We start from the raw sequence: 18,209 nt of genomic DNA, 5'->3' as shown, positions 1-18,209 counted from the left end.
GATCATGCCATATGGAAGACAGTGACAAGCGGCGTGTCGACAGGCGATTGGTCGGGATTGGTCGCCATGATATCGGCCATATGGGCCCACCAGCGTTTCATGACCGAATGGCTTGGCAGATCCGCCATGCTATGATCCGTCCGCCGCCACAGAACGCCGAAGAGAATGCCGGTCTCCCGGTCGAGATGGATCGAATAATCCTCGACGCCCGCTTCCTTCAGAAGCTCGACCAGTTTCGGCCAGATCTCATCATGCCGGCGGCGATACTCATCCTCCATGCCCGGGTTGAGCTGCATCTTGAAGGCATACTTTTCTTTTGCGCTCATGCTGCTGCCTTTGAACGGATGCGGCGGATGAGAATCGGCAGCGCGATCACCAGGATCAGCAGCAGGCCGATGAAGATCGACATGACGATGCCGGGCACATTGAGAAGTCCAAGCCCGAATGTGACGAGCCCCATCACGATCGCGGCCAGTACCACGCCCAGCATGGTTCCTGAACCACCCAGAATGCTGACGCCGCCGAGCACCGCCATGGTGACCACCTCGAGTTCCCAGCCGGCTGCGATGGTGTGACGGGTCGAGCCCAATCGCGAGGTGAGGCAAACGGCTGCAAACCCGCTCATGAGGCCGGTCATCAGGAACAGGAGGAACTTGGTGCGCTGAACCGGGATGCCGGAGAACTGGGCTGCGAAAGCGTTGTTGCCGATGGCATAGATCCGTCGTCCGAACGCTGTCCGGTGGAGCAGGACGCCGAAGGCAAAGGCAAGAACGACGAAGGCGACCATTTCGAAGGTGACGACTTCGAAACCGGGGAGTGCGGGCCACCAGGAAAAGTCCGACATGTAGCCTTGCCCGAACCAGGCGAAGCTCGCTGGGTAGCCGCCATAGGCCTGATCGCCGAGGACGATCTGAGCGATGCCTCGAAACAGGCTCATCGTGCCGATGGTCACGACAATCGACGGAAGGCCGACGCGCGCCACGAGAAAACCGTTGAAGGCTCCGCAGAGCAGTCCGACCGCAAGCCCGATTGCGACGAGAGCCGGGGTCTGAAAGCCGACCTGTGCGGCCGCCCCCATGGCCGTCGAAGCCAATGCGATGATGGCAGCTACCGACAGATCGATCTCGCCCGAGATGATCAGCAACGTCATTGCGAAGGCGATCATGGCCTTCTCGGTGAAGTTGTAGGTAGCGTCCGACAGGTTCCACGGATCAAGGAAGTGCGGAGATGCCAGCGAATTGGAGATGAAGATCGCAATGGCGACTGCGGCAAGCAGGGTCTCCCAGCTGCCGAGGATTCGCCCGGCCGGTGTCGAGAGCTTGTCAGGAATATGCCGCGTCGGCTGTTTCTCGAGAGCGAGCGTGCTCATGCGGCTGCTCCTTCGGCCGGTGCTTCAGCCAGGTTCGGTCCGCGTTTCTCGGCGTCCCGAAGAATGAGGCGACCTTTCCGCTTCTCTTGCCGCGCATTGAAGAGAACGGCGACGATGATCACGAAGCCGGAAATGGCCATCTGCCAGAATGGCGAGATATTGATCACAGGCAGTGCATTCTTGATCACACCGAGGAACAGAGCACCGAGAATTGCCCCTCCGACGGAGCCGATGCCCCCGAGCGTCGAAATTCCACCGATCACGCAGGCAGCGACCGTATCGAGTTCGAACCCAGCCGCAATATCGACATAGGCGACGGCATAGCGAGACACCCAGAGATAACCACAGAGACCCGCCAGAGAGCCTGACAGCACGAAGGCAAAGAAACGCGTGCGCCCAACATCGATTCCCGCATAGAGCGCGGCCGTCGGATTGCCACCGGCTGCGTAGAGGGCGCGCCCGAACACCGTGCGCGTGAAGACGAGACTGATGATCGCGATCACAAGGACGGCGGCCCAACCGAGCAAGGGCAGCCCGAGCACGGCAACGCGTGGTGTATTGAGGAAGGCCGGTGTCATCTGTGTCTGGTTGACCCAGGCTCCGCCGGAGACCACGAAGGCCATGCCACGATAGATTGTCAGGGTACCAAGCGTCGCCACGATGGATGGAATGCCGATTTTCCAGACCATGAAGCCGTTGATCGCGCCCAGGAACGCTCCGATGCTCATGGCCATCACGATGAGAAGAGGAAGCGGGATCTGCGGATAGGCCGCGTTCGTCATGGCGATAGCCATGCCGGTGAACGATAGGTTGGCGGCCACGGACAGATCGATGGACTTAGTGAGGATCACCGCCATCTGACCGAGCGCCAGGATCATCAGGATGGATGTATCGTTGAAGATGTTAGCAAGGCTCTCCGGCGACGCAAAGCCTGGTGCTCGATAGGAAAAGATCGCGATCAAGACGACGATGATCGCCACCAGCAGGAGTTCACGATACTTCAGGATTAGGCTCATCGTAGCTTCCAGGTTCCCTGTCCTGCCATGTCACACATTGCCCGTCGCTGCCCGTACGAGCATCTCGGCATCGAGACCGTCTCGCTCCCATAGGCCGGCCATCCGGCCCTCGCGCATGACCAGCACGCGATCGGACATACCGAGGATCTCAGGGAGTTCGGACGAGATCATGATCACGCTCAATCCCTCACCCGCGAGCTCGCTCATGAAGGCGTGCACCGCGGCTTTCGAACCGATGTCGATGCCCTTCGTCGGCTCATCAAGGATAATGACCTTCGGCTTGGTCGCGAGCCACTTCCCGATGACGACCTTCTGCTGGTTGCCACCGGACAAGGTGCCGACGGGAACCGAGAGTGCTGCGGCACGAAGGTCCAGCCGCTCGGCATACCGCCGCGCCAAAGCGAACTCCTCCGCCTGACGCAGGAAGCCCGCCCTGGTCGTCTTGCCGAGCGTCGCCATGGAGATGTTCTGAAAGATCGGCATCTGCAGAACGGCACCGTGGCGGCCACGTTCCTCGGGGACATAGACGATGCCGGCCGCGATGGCATCCGCCGGAGAGCGGATGTCGATCCGGCGTCCCTCCAATTCAAGGGCCCCCGCGCTTGGATGGGTGACGCCGAACAGGGCCTGACAGAACTCCGAACGCCCTGCCCCGACCAGTCCGTAGAGACCCAGGATTTCTCCGCGGCGCAGGTCGAAGGAGATTTCGTTGAATTCTGTCGGATGGGAGTATCCCGAGACCTTTAGAATTGTGTTTCCGATTGCCACATCCATTTTCGGAAAAACATGCTCGACGGAGCGACCGACCATCATGCGCACGATCTCGTCCTGCCCGGTCTGTGACAGCAGCCCGGAACCGATGGAGCGGCCATCGCGGAACACCACGAACCTTTCGGCGATCTGATAAACTTCCTCGAACTTGTGGCTGATGAAGAGGATCGCCTTGCCCTGGCGCTTCAGCCTTTCGATGATCTGGAAGAGGTCTTCCACCTCTTTGTAGGACAGTGCAGCGGTCGGCTCGTCCATGATGACCACGCGGGCCTCGACCGACAGCGCGCGCGCGATGGCGACAAGATGGCGATGAGCGATGGAGAGGTCCTTCAGGCGGGTGTAAGGACTGATCGGCGCATCGATGGAGGTCAGCAGCGCTGCGGCGCGCGCATTCATCGCGCCCCAATTGACGAGCCCCAGCCGATTGCGTGGCGCATGCCCGAGAAAGATGTTCTCGGCGACCGATAGCTCGTCGAAGAGCACCGTCTCCTGATGAATCGCCGTAATGCCGCTGCGGATCGCCGCCTCGGCATTCGCGAAATGCACCGGAACGCCATCGACAACGATCTCACCGCCATCCGGCTGATAGATCCCGGTCAGGATCTTGACGAGCGTCGATTTACCCGCGCCATTCTCGCCGATCAGCGCCGTCACCGTTCCCGGATGGAGCGTGACGTCGACATGATCGAGGGCTTTGACCCCTGGAAACGACTTGGAGATTCCGCGCATCTCCAGAAGCGGAGGCAGGACCTCGGGAACCGCTTGAACCACGGACATGGGAAACCCTGGCAATTGCTGATGAGAGCAAGAAGGGCGCGGCTATCCGCGCCCTCGTTCTGAGTGGCTTCGCGATCTCAGAAGATCTTGGCGAACTCGTCGACGTTGCTCTTGTTATAGACGAAGGGGTCGGCCATGGCGGCTTCGCCGTTGTCGCCGATCTTGATCTTACCCATGCGGCCGACGTTGATCTCGGAACCGGGCTTGCCCTCGGTCTCCTTCTTGACCAGGCGATAGGCGATCTGCGTCGCGGTATAGCCGAGATCGATCGGATTCCAGATGGCGAATTCCTTCGTCGCGCCGGAATGGACGGCACCGGCCATCTCGGAGGGAAGCCCGAGGCCTGTTACATAGACCTGCCCGATCTTGCCGGCATCCTTCACCACCTGCGAGGCTGCGAGCACGCCGACCGTCGTCGGAGCAACGATCACCTTCACATTCGGATGAGACTTCAAGAGGCCCTGCGCTTCGCGATAGCTCTTGTCGGCCAGATCGTCGCCGTAGACGGTCGTGACAAGGTTCAGTCCGGGGTATTTCGGGAGCTGCTTCTTCATCTCGGCGATCCAGGTGTTCTGGTTGGTCGAGGTGGAAGTCGCCGACAGGATCGCGAAATCGCCTTTGCCGTCCGGCAGGTGGGACGCCGCGAGCTTCAGGCACATGTTGCCGATCAACTCGTTCGACGACGGATTGAGGTGCACGATCCGCCCGTCCTTGCCGACGGCGGAATCCCAGGAGATGACCTTGATGCCGCGCTGAGCTGCCCTTTTCAGCGCCGGAACGACTGCATCGGGGTCATTCGCCGAGATCGCGATCGCATCGACGCGCTGCGCGATGAGGGCATTGATGACCTCGATCTGCCCTTCGGCCGTCGTGCTGGTCGGTCCGGTATAGATCACCTCGACGCCGCCCAGCTCCTTCGCCGCCTCTTGCGCGCCTTTGTTGGCGGCTTCGAAGAATCCGTTGCCGAGAGATTTTGCGACAAGGCCGATCTTCACATTCTGCGCGCTTGCGGATCCGGCGAAGAGCGCCAGACCGAATGCTGTGCCGAGGGCGAGCTTTGCAAATGTTTTCATGTTCTTCCTCCCTTTTCAAACACCTCTCGCCGGCTCTCAGGCCGCCGATGAGGATTCCACGGACTGATCCGCCGCCGTCGTTCCGGCGATGATCAGTTTGATCCCTGCATTCTCGATCATGGTTCTGGCCGAATCCGGGATGGCGTCATCGGTAATCAGCGTCGAGACACGGTCGAGAGGACAGAGAATGAGGCTGGAGCGGCGCTGAAACTTGGTGGAATCCACCATCAGAACCAGCTCGTCAGCCTGATTGATCAGCTTCTGCTCGGCCTGGATGATCAGAGCGTCCTGTTCCATGACGCCGAGCGCGCCGATGCCCTGGGCGCCCATGAACATGCGGCGAGCGTAGAAATTGCGCGTCACGTCGTTCTCGAACGGCGAGAGGATGATGCTCTGGTCGCGATAGATCGATCCGCCCGGCAGCATCACTTGGTTCTTGGAATGCTTGACGAGATGTTCGGCGATGGCGAACGAATTCGTGAAAACCTGCAAACGGCGGGCGATCAGATAATGCACCATCTGAAATGTCGTGGTGCCGCCATTGATGATGATGGCGTCCCCCTCCGTGCACAGCGCCACGGCCTCCCGGGCAATCGCCCGTTTCTTGGCAATGTTCTCGCCTTCCGACACACGGAACGGCTTGGCCGCAAGGCTGCCGATCTGAGCCGGATGAAGCGCCTCCGCGCCACCGCGAACCCGGCGCAGGCGCCCTTGAACGTGCAGGGCCGCGATGTCGCGGCGGATCGTGGCCTCCGAGGCGGAGGTCAACTCCACAAGATCCTGGACTGTCGCGACCGGCTTCTCCTGGACGGCGCTCAGGATGATCCGGTGCCTTTCACGTTCGTGCATGGTTCCTCAACAAGGCGGCTCAAGAAAGATCAGGAAGATCGAGTACCCTTCAGGTTCACGCAAGTTCCAGCTTAGACTGCTCACCAAACCAATCACAGTCAATCAATTTCGGCATACCACCTTCGTATCATGATCATCATTGATCAATCTTGATCGTTTCTGGTTGACAATGCGGGAGGCTGCCGCCACCTTTCCGCTCAAATCTGAGGCATCACACGGCCTCACGAGCCGTCAGGAGGAAATTGTGGATACTGCGACCCAAGCCGTCAAACTCCTCGAAAATCACTGGGACGACGCAAAGGCAGCCACCCTCGACGAGCCGGGCCTGCTGCTCTACCGCTCCAATCTTCTCGGCACCGACAAGCGGATCACCAATTACGGCGGCGGCAACACATCGGCGAAAGTGACCGAGACCGATCCGCTGACGGGGGAAAAGGTCGAGGTGCTCTGGGTCAAGGGCTCGGGCGGGGATGTTGGCACGATCAAGCTCGACGGCTTCGCAACGCTCTATATGGACAAGCTGCGGTCGCTGAAGAACATCTACAAAGGCGTCGAGGACGAAGACCGCATGGTGGGCTTCCTGCCCCATGCCACCTTCAACCTCAACACCCGGGCAGCCTCGATCGACACGCCTCTCCACGGCTTCCTCCCCTACAAGCATGTCGATCACATGCATCCCGATGCGATCATCGCGATTGCGGCGTCCAGGAACTCCCGTGAACTGACTCGGGAGATTTTCGGGGATGAGATCGGATGGCTGCCCTGGCGCCGCCCCGGATTCCAGCTGGGCCTCGATCTCGAAGCTTTCGCCAAGGCCAATCCCAGCGCCAAGGGCGTCGTGCTCGAAAGCCATGGCCTGTTTACCTGGGCCGACGATGCCAAGGAATGCTACCAGCTGACCCTGCGGATCATCAATCGGGCCATCACATGGTTTGCCGAGAAGACGGCGGGCAAGTCGGCTTTCGGCGGCGCGGTGACGTCCAGCCTTTCGCGGGACGAGCGCCGCAAGATCGCAGCGCGCCTGATGCCGGAGATTCGCGGCAAGATCGGCCAGGCGGAGCGCAAGCTCGGTCATTTCGACGATCAGGAAGCGGTGCTTGAATTCGTCAATTCGGCCAACCTGAGCCCCCTCGCTCAGCTCGGCACCAGCTGCCCCGATCACTTTCTGCGCACGAAGATCCGTCCGCTCGTCCTCGACTTCGACCCAAAGTCGCCGGACGTCGATGCAGTTCTCGCCGGTCTCGATGCCGCACTGGAGGCGTACCGCGCCGACTACACGCGGTATTACGAGCAGTCGAAGCATCCGAACAGCCCGAAGATGCGCGATCCCAATCCGGTGATCTTCCTCATCCCCGGTGTCGGCATGCTGTCCTTCGCCCGCGACAAGGCGACGGCGCGCATCGCCAGCGAATTCTACGTTAATGCCATCAACGTGATGCGCGGCGCCTCCTCGGTGTCCGAATACCAGGGCCTTCCCGAGCAGGAAGCCTTCGACATCGAATACTGGCTGCTCGAGGAAGCCAAGCTCCAGCGCATGCCGAAGCCGAAGAGCCTCGCCGGTCGTGTCGCCTTCATTACCGGTGGCGCCGGCGGCATTGGTCGCGCCACCGCCGAACGGCTGGTGGGCGAAGGCGCCTGCGTGGTGCTCGCGGATATCGATCAGGAATCGCTGACCACGACAGTGGAGGATTTCTCCAAGCGCTTCGGACAGGATGCGGTGCGCGGCGTGAAGCTCAACGTCACGAGCGAACCTGACGTCCTGTCCTCCTTTGTGGAGGCCAGCGTCGAATTCGGCGGCATCGACATCCTGGTGTCCAATGCCGGCATCGCCTCTTCGGCTCCCGTGGAGGACACAGATCTGGCGATGTGGAACCGCAATATCGACATTCTCGCGACAGGCTATTTCCTTGTCTCGCGGGAGGCCTTCCGCCTGTTCCGGCGCCAGAAGCTCGGCGGCAATGTCGTGTTCGTCTCATCGAAGAACGGCCTCGCCTCGTCGCCCAATGCTTCGGCCTATTGCACCGCCAAGGCGGCGGAAATTCATCTCGCCCGCTGCCTGGCGCTGGAGGGCGCCGACGCGGGCATTCGCGTGAACACGGTCAATCCGGACGCTGTTCTGCGCGGCTCCAAGATCTGGACCGGGGAATGGCGTGAGCAGCGCGCCGCTTCGTCGAAGCTCGCCGTCGACGAGTTGGAGGAGCATTACCGCAAGCGCTCGCTGTTGAAGCTCAATGTCTTCCCGGAAGATATTGCCGAAGCGATCTACTTCCTCGCATCCGATCTCTCTGCGAAGTCGACCGGCAACATCATCAATGTGGATGCGGGCAACGCGACATCATTCACGCGTTAAGATCCGCACCAGCGCATCGTGCGGAAAAGTGGCCCCGGCTTTCCGCTCCGGGCGATGCGCTGCTTAAGGAATTGAGCATCAGATTGGGTCCTAAAAGGGGATCCACTTTTGGGTCTGATGCTCTAGGGAGGACGCCATGACGGAACAAAGGATTGCGGGAGAGATCGTCTCCGCTGACAACGAGAAGCGCATGACCGCTCTGAATGCGGATTACGATGCTCTGGGTGCCAAGCTCGCGCGCGATGGCATCGATATCGATGCGATAACCGGCAAGGTCGCGCAGTTCTTCGTGGCAGTCCCCTCCTGGGGCGTCGGCACGGGCGGCACCCGGTTCGCACGCTTTCCCGGCATTGGCGAGCCGCGAAACATCTTCGACAAGATCGACGATTGCGCCGTGATCCATCAGCTCACATGTGCAACACCGACCGTCTCGCTGCATATCCCGTGGGACAAGGTCAACGATCCGAAGCGTCTCAAGGCTCATGGCGATGCGCTGGGTCTCGGCTTCGATGCCATGAACTCGAACACCTTCTCCGATGCGCCGGGCCAGGAGAAGAGCTACAAGTTCGGCTCCTTGAGTCATACCGATGCTGCGATACGCGAGCAGGCCATCAAGCACAATATCGAGTGCATCGAGATCGGCGAGGCGATCGGTTCCAAGGCGTTGACGGTGTGGATCGGCGACGGTTCGAACTTTCCCGGGCAGACGAACTTCACCCGGAGCTTCGAGCGCTATCTCGATTCCATGAAGACCATCTACAAGCGGCTGCCGGAGGATTGGCGCATCTTCTCCGAGCACAAGATGTACGAGCCGGCCTTCTATTCGACCGTCGTGCAGGATTGGGGTACCAACTACCTGATCGCCACGGAACTCGGTGAAAAGGCCTATTGCCTTGTCGATCTCGGCCACCATGCACCGAACGTCAATATCGAGATGATCGTCGCCCGCCTGATCCAGTTCAAGAAGCTCGGCGGCTTCCACTTCAACGATTCGAAATATGGCGACGACGATCTCGATACGGGCGCCATCGACCCTCATCGCCTCTTCCTCGTCTTCAACGAGCTGGTGGATGCCGAGCACCGTCGAGCCGAGAACTTCCATCCGGCCCATATGATCGACCAGTCGCACAACGTGACCGATCCGATCGAGAGCCTGATCCGCAGCGCCAACGAGATCCGCCGCGCCTATGCCCAGGCGCTTCTCGTGAACCGGAAGGCACTCGAAGGCTATCAAGACGACAATGATGCCCTCATGGCCTCGGAGACTCTGAAGTCCGCCTACCGAACCGATGTCGAGCCGATCCTGGCGACAGCGCGCCTGCAGGCCGGCGGTGCTATCGATCCGATTGCGGCATACCGCGCCAGCGGCTATCGCCAGGCTGTTTCGAAGGAGCGTCCCCCTGTCGTCGGGGGTAGCGGCGGTATCGTCTGAGGACCTAAGCTATTTCCTTCAACGACTCTGCATTTCCGCCAGTCTCTCCTTTGTCTTTTCGGATGATGCTGATCGTTCCGTCGCCCTCGATATAGGCCCTCTTCACTTCGGAGCAGTGCTCGATCCCCTGCTCTCGAAGCTGGCTGTTGAGTTCCTCTGTCGTGATCATCTCTCGACGCATGTTCCGGGGCAGCATTTTTCCATTGTCGATCAGCAAAAGCGGCGGAGGTCGGGTGAAGCGCTGAAACGCCGGAAAGTGGAAGCCGAGCCAGTCGATGGCGTAGTTCCAGAAGACGATGGTGAGGACAAGGATCGCTCCCTCGGTGATCGACTTGTATTCATTCGCCATGGCGTTCTGCGATGCATCGGCGATGAGGACGATCACGAGAAGGTCCGCCACCCCGATCACGCCGGTCTGCCGCTTGAGCAGGAACCTCAGGATCACGAACAGCATGATGTAGGTCATCGTCCCGCGCACGATGATCTCGGGTATCGAATGAACAGGTATGAATATCTCCTGCCAGTTAATCATGGTCGGACCTCGTATTATCGAGCGGCTAGGCGCAAGCCGGAAGGATGGAGGCAGGAAGCCCCTGCCAAAGGATAACCAGAAGTGAGAACCCGTTGATCAGCGCGCCAGCGTGGCTCATGAACAGATCCGTCGTGACGGCGTGATCCCGCATCTGTCCATACGCGCGAAGCGACCAGGCCAACGCAGAAGTGGTGATGATGAGAGCGCACGGACGATAAAGAGAGCGGCTGCGGTGAAGGGCCAGATCCTTTACAGAAGCTCGGTTCCGTGAGGCGGCCATGCACCCGGATTCACGAGCCACAGGCAGAGGTACGAGAAGATCAGGCAGGTGAAGACCACGCCCGAAACCACCATGAGAACGATCATCGCCCACCAGGAATGGTTCATGGATCCGGTGACATAGACCGGAATCACGATGTCGCCGCCGATGTCGGCAGGCGGACGGACCGCACCCGGATCGGTCTCCGAGAGCCACCAGATCACGCAGCCGATCGCCAGCACTCCGCAGATCACCGATGTGAAAACGAATTTCACCGCCAGGAGCAGGAAGAAGGCGGCCGTAAACACAGCGGCCAGCACCGGCTGCCATCCGGGACCCGGGATCTGAAGGATGTATTGCGGCCGCGCGTCGAACGGGCTCGTCACCAGCGCCTCGCGTCCTCCCGTTGCCGTTCCAGGCAGATAGTAGCGACCGTCTTCCACGTCCTTCAATAGATTCGGCTGATCCCATAGAGGCTCACGGCTGGTGACCGATGGTAGAGACGAGATTGAGCATCCCATTCCGACCGGATAGGTGTAGACGCGACGCGGCATGCCGATGAGGCCGGTGACGTGCATCGGTAGGAAAGTGATGCTGGCTCCGAGGAACATGAGGCCGAACACCCAGCGCCGGAAAGCCGGCTGCGCCATTGCCCGTGCCGCGCACCCTTTGCTGAATCAGACAATGAGTGCCCGAGATGAAGCTTCGCTTTTGACACAATCGGTTCAGCGCCGCTTCGTTCCCTCAGGATGTTCGAAGGGCAATGCGGTCAGGATGGGTGAACACCTCGAAGGCATCGCCCCGGGCGATGGCCACCAATGTGATTCCGCAGCTCTCCGCCACGCGCACGGCCAGAGCCGTTGGCGCGGAAATCGCTACCAGGATCGACACACCCATACGCCCTGTCTTCTGCACCATCTCGACGGACACGCGGCTGGTCAGCAACACGATACCGTCGGAGCATGGCTCTGATGCCGAGGCCAAGGCTCCGGCGAGCTTGTCGAGAGCATTGTGACGTCCGACGTCCTCCCGAATGGCGACCACGCCTTCATTCGGACGCCAGAAGGCCGCGGCATGGATGGCTCGCGCCTCCCGGTTCAGGCGTTGGGCCTCTGAGAGGTCAGCCATGGCGGCTTTGATGGCACCGGGCTGCAATCGAAGAGAGCCCGTAACCGGTTTGACCGGGCGCGTGGCCTCGGCGAGGGACTCCACACCGCATAATCCGCAACCGACAGGGCCTGCCAATGCGCGCCTGCGCGTCTGGTAGGAGCCACTACATCGATCCGACAGCCACATCCTGATCTCACATCCGCGATCGTGCTCAGCGATCTCCATCGACTTGAGATCGGCGGGATCGGAAACGATCCCCTCGGACAAGCTGAAGCCGAGGGCGAAATCTTCCAGATCGGATGGGCTCGCCATCATCACCGCATGCGTGGACCCGTTGTAGGTCAGGGCAACGGGCGTTTCCTCCGGAACCACACGTTCGCCGGCGGCACAGACGTCCTGTGCGACGCTCATGCGCGGCAGGCGGATGACGGGCGAAAGGTGCAAGGTCATTCCGCTGCCTCTGGCTGCCGTTGCTGCAGAAGCTCAATCCGGATCGGAATGGATTTCGCGGCAGGCACCTTGCTTTGATCCGCATGATGCCAAACCGGGATCAGCGGATTGCACTCCGGATAATAAGCCGCACAGCAGCCTTCGGGAATCTCATAGGGCGTGACACGCAAGCCGCTCACCTGACGCAGGATGCCATCATCAACGGCGGTCGTCAGCGTCACGAGATCCCCTTCCGCCAGTTTCAGACGAGCGATGTCATTGTAATTCATGAAGAGTACCATGCGGGTGCCGCGGACCCCTCGGAACCTGTCGTGATAGCCGTAGACCGTCGTGTTGAACTGATCGTTGGAGCGCACCGTCATGAGCTTGAAGACATCAGGATCCTGCTCTGCAATCCCAAGGTCCGCTTCGAGGCTCTTGGGTGCGATGAAGTTGGCCTTGCCCGCCTTGGTCTTCCAGCGCCGCTCACGTGCCGCGATGGGACGGTGAAAGCCTCCAGGCTGCCACATGCGCTCATTGAAGCTGCGGAAATCCTCCGGATAGGTTTCCTCGATCGCATCGCGGACGCGAGCATAATCGGCCACCCACTCATCCCAGGGAACCTTGTCGTTCACTGGGAGCGTCGCCTTCGCGATCTCCGCGACGATGCGCGGCTCCGACAGGAGGTCGGGACTTGCGGGCTTCGCCACGCCCTTGGAGCCGTGGATGCACGCCGTGGAATCCTCGACGGCCACGGCCTGAGGTCCGGTTTCCTGCTCGTCGATCTCGATGCGTCCGAGGCACGGAAGAATGTAGGAAATCTCGCCAGGAATGAGATGGTTGCGATTGAGCTTGGTCGAGATCTGCACGGACAGACGCAAGCGTGTCCAGGCCTGCTCCAATGCCGCCGTCTCCGGCGCAGCTCGCACGAAGTTTCCACCGAGCGCAACGAAAGCCGTTACTTCGCCCTTGATGATGCCTTCGCAGACTTCGACCGTCGTCATGCCCTTCCAGCGCGGCGGCTCGAATCCGTATTGCCCCTTGAGCTTGTCGAGAGGCACCAGCTCGGGCTTTTCCGTGATGCCGACGGTGCGCTGTCCCTGCACGTTGGAATGCCCGCGCACCGGGCAGATGCCGGCGCCCGGCTTGCCGATGTTGCCACGCAGGAGAAGTAGATTGACGAGCATCTGCACGTTCTCGACGCCGGCTTTGTGCTGGGTCAGCCCCATGCCGTAGATGCCGATGACGGCATTCGCCCGAGCATAAACGGTCGCAGCCGCCTCCAGTGTCGCCTGCGGAAGACCGGAGCGGCTCTCCAGCTCGGACCACGACGCTTGCCGCGCGGCTCGGGCGAATTCTTCGAAGCCATGAGTATGCTCGGTGATAAAGGCGTGATCGAGAACCGGCTTTCCGCCGACCTCCCGTGCCCGATCGTCGGCTTCGATCAAGGATTTGGCCAGCCCCATAAGCGCCGCGATGTCACCACCGATCTTTACCTGATGATATTGCGACGAGATACGCGTTTCTGAGCCGGTCAGCATCTCGGTCGGCGCCTGCGGATTGGTGAAGCGCTCGAGACCGCGCTCCTTCAAAGGATTGAAGGTGATGATGGGGACGCCGCGCTTCGAAGCCTCCTGGAGCGGATGGAGCATGCGCGGACTGTTGGTGCCGACATTCTGACCGAAGAACAGAATGCAATCGGTCTTCTCGAAATCGTCGAGGATCACGGTACCCACGGAATCGCCGATGCTTTGAGGCAAAGCCACCGAGGTGCTCTCGTGGCACATGTTGGAAGAATCGGGAAGGTTGTTGGTGCCGTAGAGCCGGGCGAACAGCGCCCACATATAGGACGTTTCGAGCGACGCGCGGCCGGACGCGTAGAGCACCACCTGGCGTGGATCGAAACCTTTCAGCTCCTGGCCGATCCCGTGGAACGCCTCCTCCCAGCTGACGGGCACGTAGGTATCAGACGCCGCGTCCCAGCGCATGGGATGCGTCAGGCGACCTGCCTCCTCGAGATCGTGATCGGACCAAGTTCTGAGCTCTGAAAGGGTATGCTCGGCGAAGAACTCGGGCGTCACCCGCTTGGTGGTGAGTTCCCATGCCGTGGCCTTGGCGCCGTTCTCGCAGTATTCGAAAGGATGCGGCTCCGCCGGCTTGGCCCAGGCGCAGCTCACGCAGGCATAGCCGTCCGGCTTGTTCTGCTTGAGCAGGATCGCGTTGCCGCTGACGAGCCGCCCCTCCCGCGTCAGAATGCTCTCGACGGATTTGAGGGACCCCCACCCTCCTGCAGGCCCCGGATAGGGTTGGATCTTCGGCTCGTCGTTCATGGGGCCAGCCTCCCGCTTGCCGCCGTTCACGCGCGGCGGTCGACATAACCTATGTCAATGATCGGAAAGCCTGACCGTTCCGACGGGTCGGACCGAGGCTGTGAAAGCCGCAGGTGGGACATCAGCGACGGCACCTCGCCAAAATCTGCAGTCTGATGCCGAAAAACCTCATCAAATAGGCTAGACAGGGAGCATGCGGTTTGTTACACGCACGGCCTCTTCAGCGGACATCGCGCCGCTGAACTCGCTTCGGCGACGGGTGTGTAGCTCAGTTGGTAGAGCAGCTGACTCTTAATCAGCGGGTCCAAGGTTCGAATCCTTGCACACCCACCAATCTCTTCAGGAAGATCGATCCTAAAACGAGCCAAGCCGGATCGGCCATGTCAAACGGCTAGGCTGCTTTCGGTAATTTCTCAGACAGGTTTGAGCCGTCAGCAAGCCGCGACCTTGCTACTTCGCAACATTTCCTGGCTTTGATTCTCACCGCTGACATCGAAATTCAGGATCACTGAATCGCTACCAGCGCTGCATCCCTGAAGTGAGCCAGGGATGCACCAGGATGTAGGGATGTTACTCCGCCGCGTGCTGAGCGTGCAGGCGTGCGCCGCGGCTCATGAGCTTGTTGAGAGCGCCCAGATAAGCCTGAGCGGAGGCAACCAAGGTGTCCGGATCGGCCGCGCGGGAGGTCACGCTGCGGTTGTCGGCGGAGAGACGGACCGAGACCTCGGCCTGAGCGTCCGTGCCCTCGGTCACCGCGTGAACCTGGTATAGTTCCAGAACCGCCTCGTGGGGCACGAGCGCCTTGATGGCGTTGAAGGTGGCGTCCACCGGACCGTTGCCCTCCTGCTCCTCGATGACGACCCTATCGTCGACCTGAAGCCGCATGGTGGCGCGCTGGGGTCCGCGGGTACCGGCCACAATATGGAGAGAGACCAGCTTGATGCGGTCGTGGGCCATGGCGATGTTCTGATCGACCAGAGCCTCGATGTCCTCGTCATAGACATGCTTCTTGCGGTCCGCGAGCTCCTTGAACCGCTCGAACGCATCCTGGAACTGGTTGTCGGAGAGGCTGTAGCCCAACTCCTCCAGCTTGTTGCGGAAGGCTGCGCGGCCCGAATGCTTGCCCATGACCAGGGACGTCTTGGACACGCCTACGCTCTCGGGCGTCATGATCTCGTAGGTCTGGGCGTTTTTCAGCATGCCGTCCTGATGGATGCCGCTCTCATGGGCGAAGGCGTTCCGGCCCACGATGGCCTTGTTGTACTGCACCGGGAAGGACGTAGCGGCAGAGGCCAGCTTCGAGGCTCGGGTCAGCATGGTCGCCTCGATCCCTGTCTCGTAGGGCAGCACGTCGCCACGGGTGCGGATCGCCATGACGACCTCTTCGAGTGCCGCGTTGCCCGCACGCTCGCCGATGCCGTTGAGAGTGCACTCGATCTGCCGGGCGCCGCCCTCCAATGCCGCCAGGGAGTTGGCGACCGCGAGACCCAGATCGTTGTGGCAATGGGCCGAGAAGATCGCCTTATCGGCATTCGGCACGCGCTCCCGTACGGCTCGGAACATGGCGCGATACTCATCGGGCGTGGCATAGCCTACCGTATCGGGCAGGTTGATGGTGGTGGCCCCAGCCTTGATGGCGGCTTCCACACAGCGGCACAGATAGTCGATGGGCGTGCGGGTGGCGTCCATGGCCGACCACTCGATGTCCTCGACCAGGTTGCGCGCCTGGGTCACCGTGGTGGTGATGATCTCCAGAACCTCCTCTTCCGACTTGCGCATCTGGTGCGCCAGATGGATCGGCGACGTGGAGACGAAAGTGTGGATGCGGGGCCTCACAGCGTGGCGCACGGCTTCACCCGCGCGGGCAATATCAGCCGAGATGGCGCGCGCGAGACCGGCGACCGTGGCCCGCTTCACCTGCTTGGCGATGAGTGAGACGGCCTCGAAGTCGCCGTTGGAGGCAATCGGGAAGCCCGCCTCGATGATGTCGACGCCCATGGTGTCGAGCAGTTCCGCAACCTCGAGCTTCTCCTCCAGGGTCATGGTGGCGCCGGGGCATTGCTCGCCGTCGCGCAGGGTCGTGTCGAAGATTAGAACGCGGTCCTTGGCGGAGCCGGATACGGAAGCGGTCATTATTCTAGTCCTTCTCGGAGGGAGCGAGCCTTAGCGCTCAAGGTTGTTCCTGCTGGTCCAGAACCCCTGAGAGCCCAGGCGGCAACGCCCAGCCGACCCTCAGGGGCAGCTAAGGAGAAGGAGGCCAAGAAGACGCGCGCGATCGGCCGCGGGAGCGGGTCCGTTCGTCCATGCGCTGGGGAAGCCGATGATCATCGCTGCCCAAATCCTCCTCGGCCGCGGGCTTGAAGCCGCGAACAACGGGCATGTTTGTAACGGGGCTTCGTTCCAATAGCAAGCCGTTGAAACAAATGAAAAGTCAAAGCTCGACTATCTGTCTGGATGCGAGACCTCCTTGGCATGAGCGATGACCTGGAGGGCTGGCGGCAACGCGTCTGCATCGGGTGGCTTGTAGCGGCGGTTGGCGAGCTTCGGCTCGGCAGCCAGGCGGCTTCGCACAACCTCATCCGGGGATCGCCCCTTGAGCACGCGTTGACGTCTTCTGTTATAGGCCTGATTGAAGCCCTTGAGCAGCGTCTCGAGGTCCCGATGGCTGTAGATGGTGATGCCCAGCACCTCGCGCTGCACCCGCCCGTTGAAGCGCTCCACGAGACCATTGGTCTGCGGCGTGTAGGGCTTGGTCTTGCGGTGCTCCAGCTTCAGCTGGCGGCAGGCGTCCTCGAAAGCATCCGCCGTGAAGCAGGATCCTCGATCCGTCAGGACGTGCGTGACCTTGAAGGGGAAGGCGCGCACCGCCTCTTTCAGGAAGGCGACCGCGCTGGTGGCCAGCTCATCGTCCTTGACGGCCAGGTGCACCCAGCGCGAGCAGCGGTCGATGGCCACATACAAATAGCGCTTGCGGCGCTCCCCGTCGGCGGTCTGCAGCTTGGGCAGGTGCTTGATGTCGATGTGCACGAAGCCGAGATCATAGTCCTTGAACGTGCCGCTCCGGCGCTGGCGCTGCTGCGCCGGGGGCAATCGTCCCAGACCCTCGGCCTTGAGGATGCGGTAGACGGCATCGCGGTTGAGATGCGGCAGGAAATGGCTGACGATGAAGGTCAGATCGTCGAGCGGAAAGCCGGTGGCCTGGCGCAGGACGCAGACGATGGCGCGCTCCTCGTCCGTGGCTTTCCAGGGCAGCTTGTGCGGCCGGCTGGAATGGTCCTGGCAGTCCTGGGCTCCGCGCTTGCGCCACTTGCGGATGGTCTCGGTGCTCACGCTGAAGCGCTGGGCCAGCACGCCGGTGGGCTCTCTCGAGCGGGCGATCTCCTGGCGGACAGCGGGGGTGGTGCGGGCTTGCGGATGAAGGGAGTGCATCACGTCCTCCTGCGGTGAGAAGCTCGGCGTCGCAGGCCGTCAAAGCGCCAAGTATACTCCTCAATGGCGTAACGCACCTGATCCCAACAACGTTCCGCTACCAAACAGCTAGTACTACAGCCGGGCCTTGCGTCGGCGTCGGGTGCGTTTGCGCCAGTGGCATTCGCGCGCCCGCTGCTGATGGCGCCGGCGCCACACCGACCAGTGCTCGACGGCCTCAACCGAAGGCGGCCGCTCCCACACCAGATGCCAGAGCAGACGGCGCACTTCCGGCACGGTGAGCGGCAACAGCCCCGCGGCGCGTCTGACGGGCGTCTCTCCCCCCGATGGCGTGCTGGCGCACGATGGTCAGATACGCATGCGCCAGCATGGATAAGGTGATGTGCCGGTGCCAGCCCGTCCACGAGCGCACCTCGTACTCGTCCAGCCCGGTCTCGCCCTTGGCCTCCTCAAAGCAGCTCTCGATCCGCCAGCGCATCCCCG

The 18,209-nt window shown here is 61.3% G+C and carries 14 protein-coding genes, 1 tRNA gene and 1 pseudogene; 3 read left to right on the top strand and 13 right to left on the bottom strand.

Annotated features, from left to right (window positions below):
* Positions 1-2: 2 nt before the first annotated feature.
* The 6 genes from rhaM to FS320_RS01320 form a co-directional block, all read right to left on the bottom strand.
* Positions 3-326 carry an L-rhamnose mutarotase gene (gene rhaM / locus FS320_RS01345; protein ID WP_152708813.1) on the bottom strand — a complete coding sequence of 108 codons (324 nt, stop codon included), beginning with the start codon at positions 324-326 and terminating at the stop codon, positions 3-5.
* Positions 323-1,369: an ABC transporter permease gene (locus FS320_RS01340; protein WP_152708812.1), complete on the bottom strand. Its 1,047-nt coding sequence runs from the start codon at positions 1,367-1,369 to the stop codon at positions 323-325. Before FS320_RS01340 ends, rhaM begins: the two co-directional genes overlap by 4 nt.
* Complete coding sequence (locus tag FS320_RS01335) at positions 1,366-2,385, bottom strand: ABC transporter permease (protein ID WP_152708811.1); 1,020 nt, start codon at positions 2,383-2,385, stop codon at positions 1,366-1,368. The genes FS320_RS01340 and FS320_RS01335 overlap by 4 nt, the downstream gene beginning before the upstream one ends.
* A 30-nt stretch (positions 2,386-2,415) precedes the next feature.
* Positions 2,416-3,933 carry a sugar ABC transporter ATP-binding protein gene (locus FS320_RS01330; protein WP_152708810.1) on the bottom strand — a complete coding sequence of 506 codons (1,518 nt, stop codon included), beginning with the start codon at positions 3,931-3,933 and terminating at the stop codon, positions 2,416-2,418.
* A gap of 77 nt (positions 3,934-4,010) precedes the next feature.
* Entirely contained in the window at positions 4,011-5,006 is a 996-nt protein-coding gene (rhaS, locus tag FS320_RS01325) for a rhamnose ABC transporter substrate-binding protein (protein WP_152708809.1), read from the bottom strand.
* Between the two features lie 36 nt (positions 5,007-5,042).
* A complete protein-coding gene (locus FS320_RS01320) occupies positions 5,043-5,855 on the bottom strand; it encodes a DeoR/GlpR family DNA-binding transcription regulator (protein ID WP_152708808.1) in 813 nt (270 codons plus the stop codon).
* 244 nt (positions 5,856-6,099) lie between these two features.
* Here FS320_RS01320 and FS320_RS01315 point away from each other — a divergent pair, with 244 nt between their 5' ends.
* Both FS320_RS01315 and rhaI read left to right on the top strand, forming a co-directional pair.
* The gene (locus FS320_RS01315) at positions 6,100-8,205 is read left to right on the top strand and encodes a bifunctional rhamnulose-1-phosphate aldolase/short-chain dehydrogenase (RefSeq protein WP_162002744.1); all 2,106 of its coding nucleotides are present in this window, start codon (positions 6,100-6,102) and stop codon (positions 8,203-8,205) included.
* Between the two features lie 136 nt (positions 8,206-8,341).
* Positions 8,342-9,637: an L-rhamnose catabolism isomerase gene (rhaI, locus tag FS320_RS01310; RefSeq protein WP_152708807.1), complete on the top strand. Its 1,296-nt coding sequence runs from the start codon at positions 8,342-8,344 to the stop codon at positions 9,635-9,637.
* Positions 9,638-9,641: 4 nt separating this feature from the next.
* Here the strand turns inward: rhaI and FS320_RS01305 are convergent, their stop codons facing one another.
* From FS320_RS01305 to FS320_RS01290, 4 genes are all read right to left on the bottom strand, one after another.
* Positions 9,642-10,169, bottom strand: coding sequence for a DUF421 domain-containing protein (locus FS320_RS01305; protein WP_152708806.1), 528 nt, complete (start codon positions 10,167-10,169; stop codon positions 9,642-9,644).
* Between the two features lie 249 nt (positions 10,170-10,418).
* On the bottom strand, positions 10,419-11,078 hold the full coding sequence (locus tag FS320_RS01300; protein WP_192926241.1) for a hypothetical protein: 660 nt from the start codon (positions 11,076-11,078) through the stop codon (positions 10,419-10,421).
* 94 nt (positions 11,079-11,172) lie between these two features.
* Complete coding sequence (gene fdhD / locus FS320_RS01295; RefSeq protein ID WP_152708805.1) at positions 11,173-11,988, bottom strand: formate dehydrogenase accessory sulfurtransferase FdhD; 816 nt, start codon at positions 11,986-11,988, stop codon at positions 11,173-11,175.
* Positions 11,985-14,297 carry an FdhF/YdeP family oxidoreductase gene (locus FS320_RS01290; RefSeq protein WP_152708804.1) on the bottom strand — a complete coding sequence of 771 codons (2,313 nt, stop codon included), beginning with the start codon at positions 14,295-14,297 and terminating at the stop codon, positions 11,985-11,987. The genes fdhD and FS320_RS01290 overlap by 4 nt, the downstream gene beginning before the upstream one ends.
* Before the next feature lie 257 nt (positions 14,298-14,554).
* On the opposite strand from FS320_RS01290, the gene FS320_RS01285 reads away from it, so the two are divergent.
* Positions 14,555-14,630: transfer RNA gene (locus FS320_RS01285), tRNA-Lys, on the top strand.
* 237 nt (positions 14,631-14,867) lie between these two features.
* Here FS320_RS01285 and FS320_RS01280 read toward each other — a convergent pair.
* From FS320_RS01280 to FS320_RS47530, 3 genes and pseudogenes are all read right to left on the bottom strand, one after another.
* Positions 14,868-16,430 carry a 2-isopropylmalate synthase gene (locus FS320_RS01280; protein WP_152708803.1) on the bottom strand — a complete coding sequence of 521 codons (1,563 nt, stop codon included), beginning with the start codon at positions 16,428-16,430 and terminating at the stop codon, positions 14,868-14,870.
* Positions 16,431-16,739: 309 nt separating this feature from the next.
* Positions 16,740-17,726, bottom strand: coding sequence for an IS481 family transposase (locus FS320_RS01275; protein WP_152708802.1), 987 nt, complete (start codon positions 17,724-17,726; stop codon positions 16,740-16,742).
* A gap of 217 nt (positions 17,727-17,943) precedes the next feature.
* Positions 17,944-18,209 (bottom strand): annotated as a pseudogene (locus tag FS320_RS47530) (IS701 family transposase); the annotation flags it as partial.

The sequence above is a fragment of the Microvirga tunisiensis genome (assembly GCF_009296175.1).
GTDB lineage: Bacteria > Pseudomonadota > Alphaproteobacteria > Rhizobiales > Beijerinckiaceae > Microvirga > Microvirga tunisiensis.
Note: the sequence above shows the minus strand (reverse complement) of the source record. Positions and strands in the feature narration are given on the sequence as shown.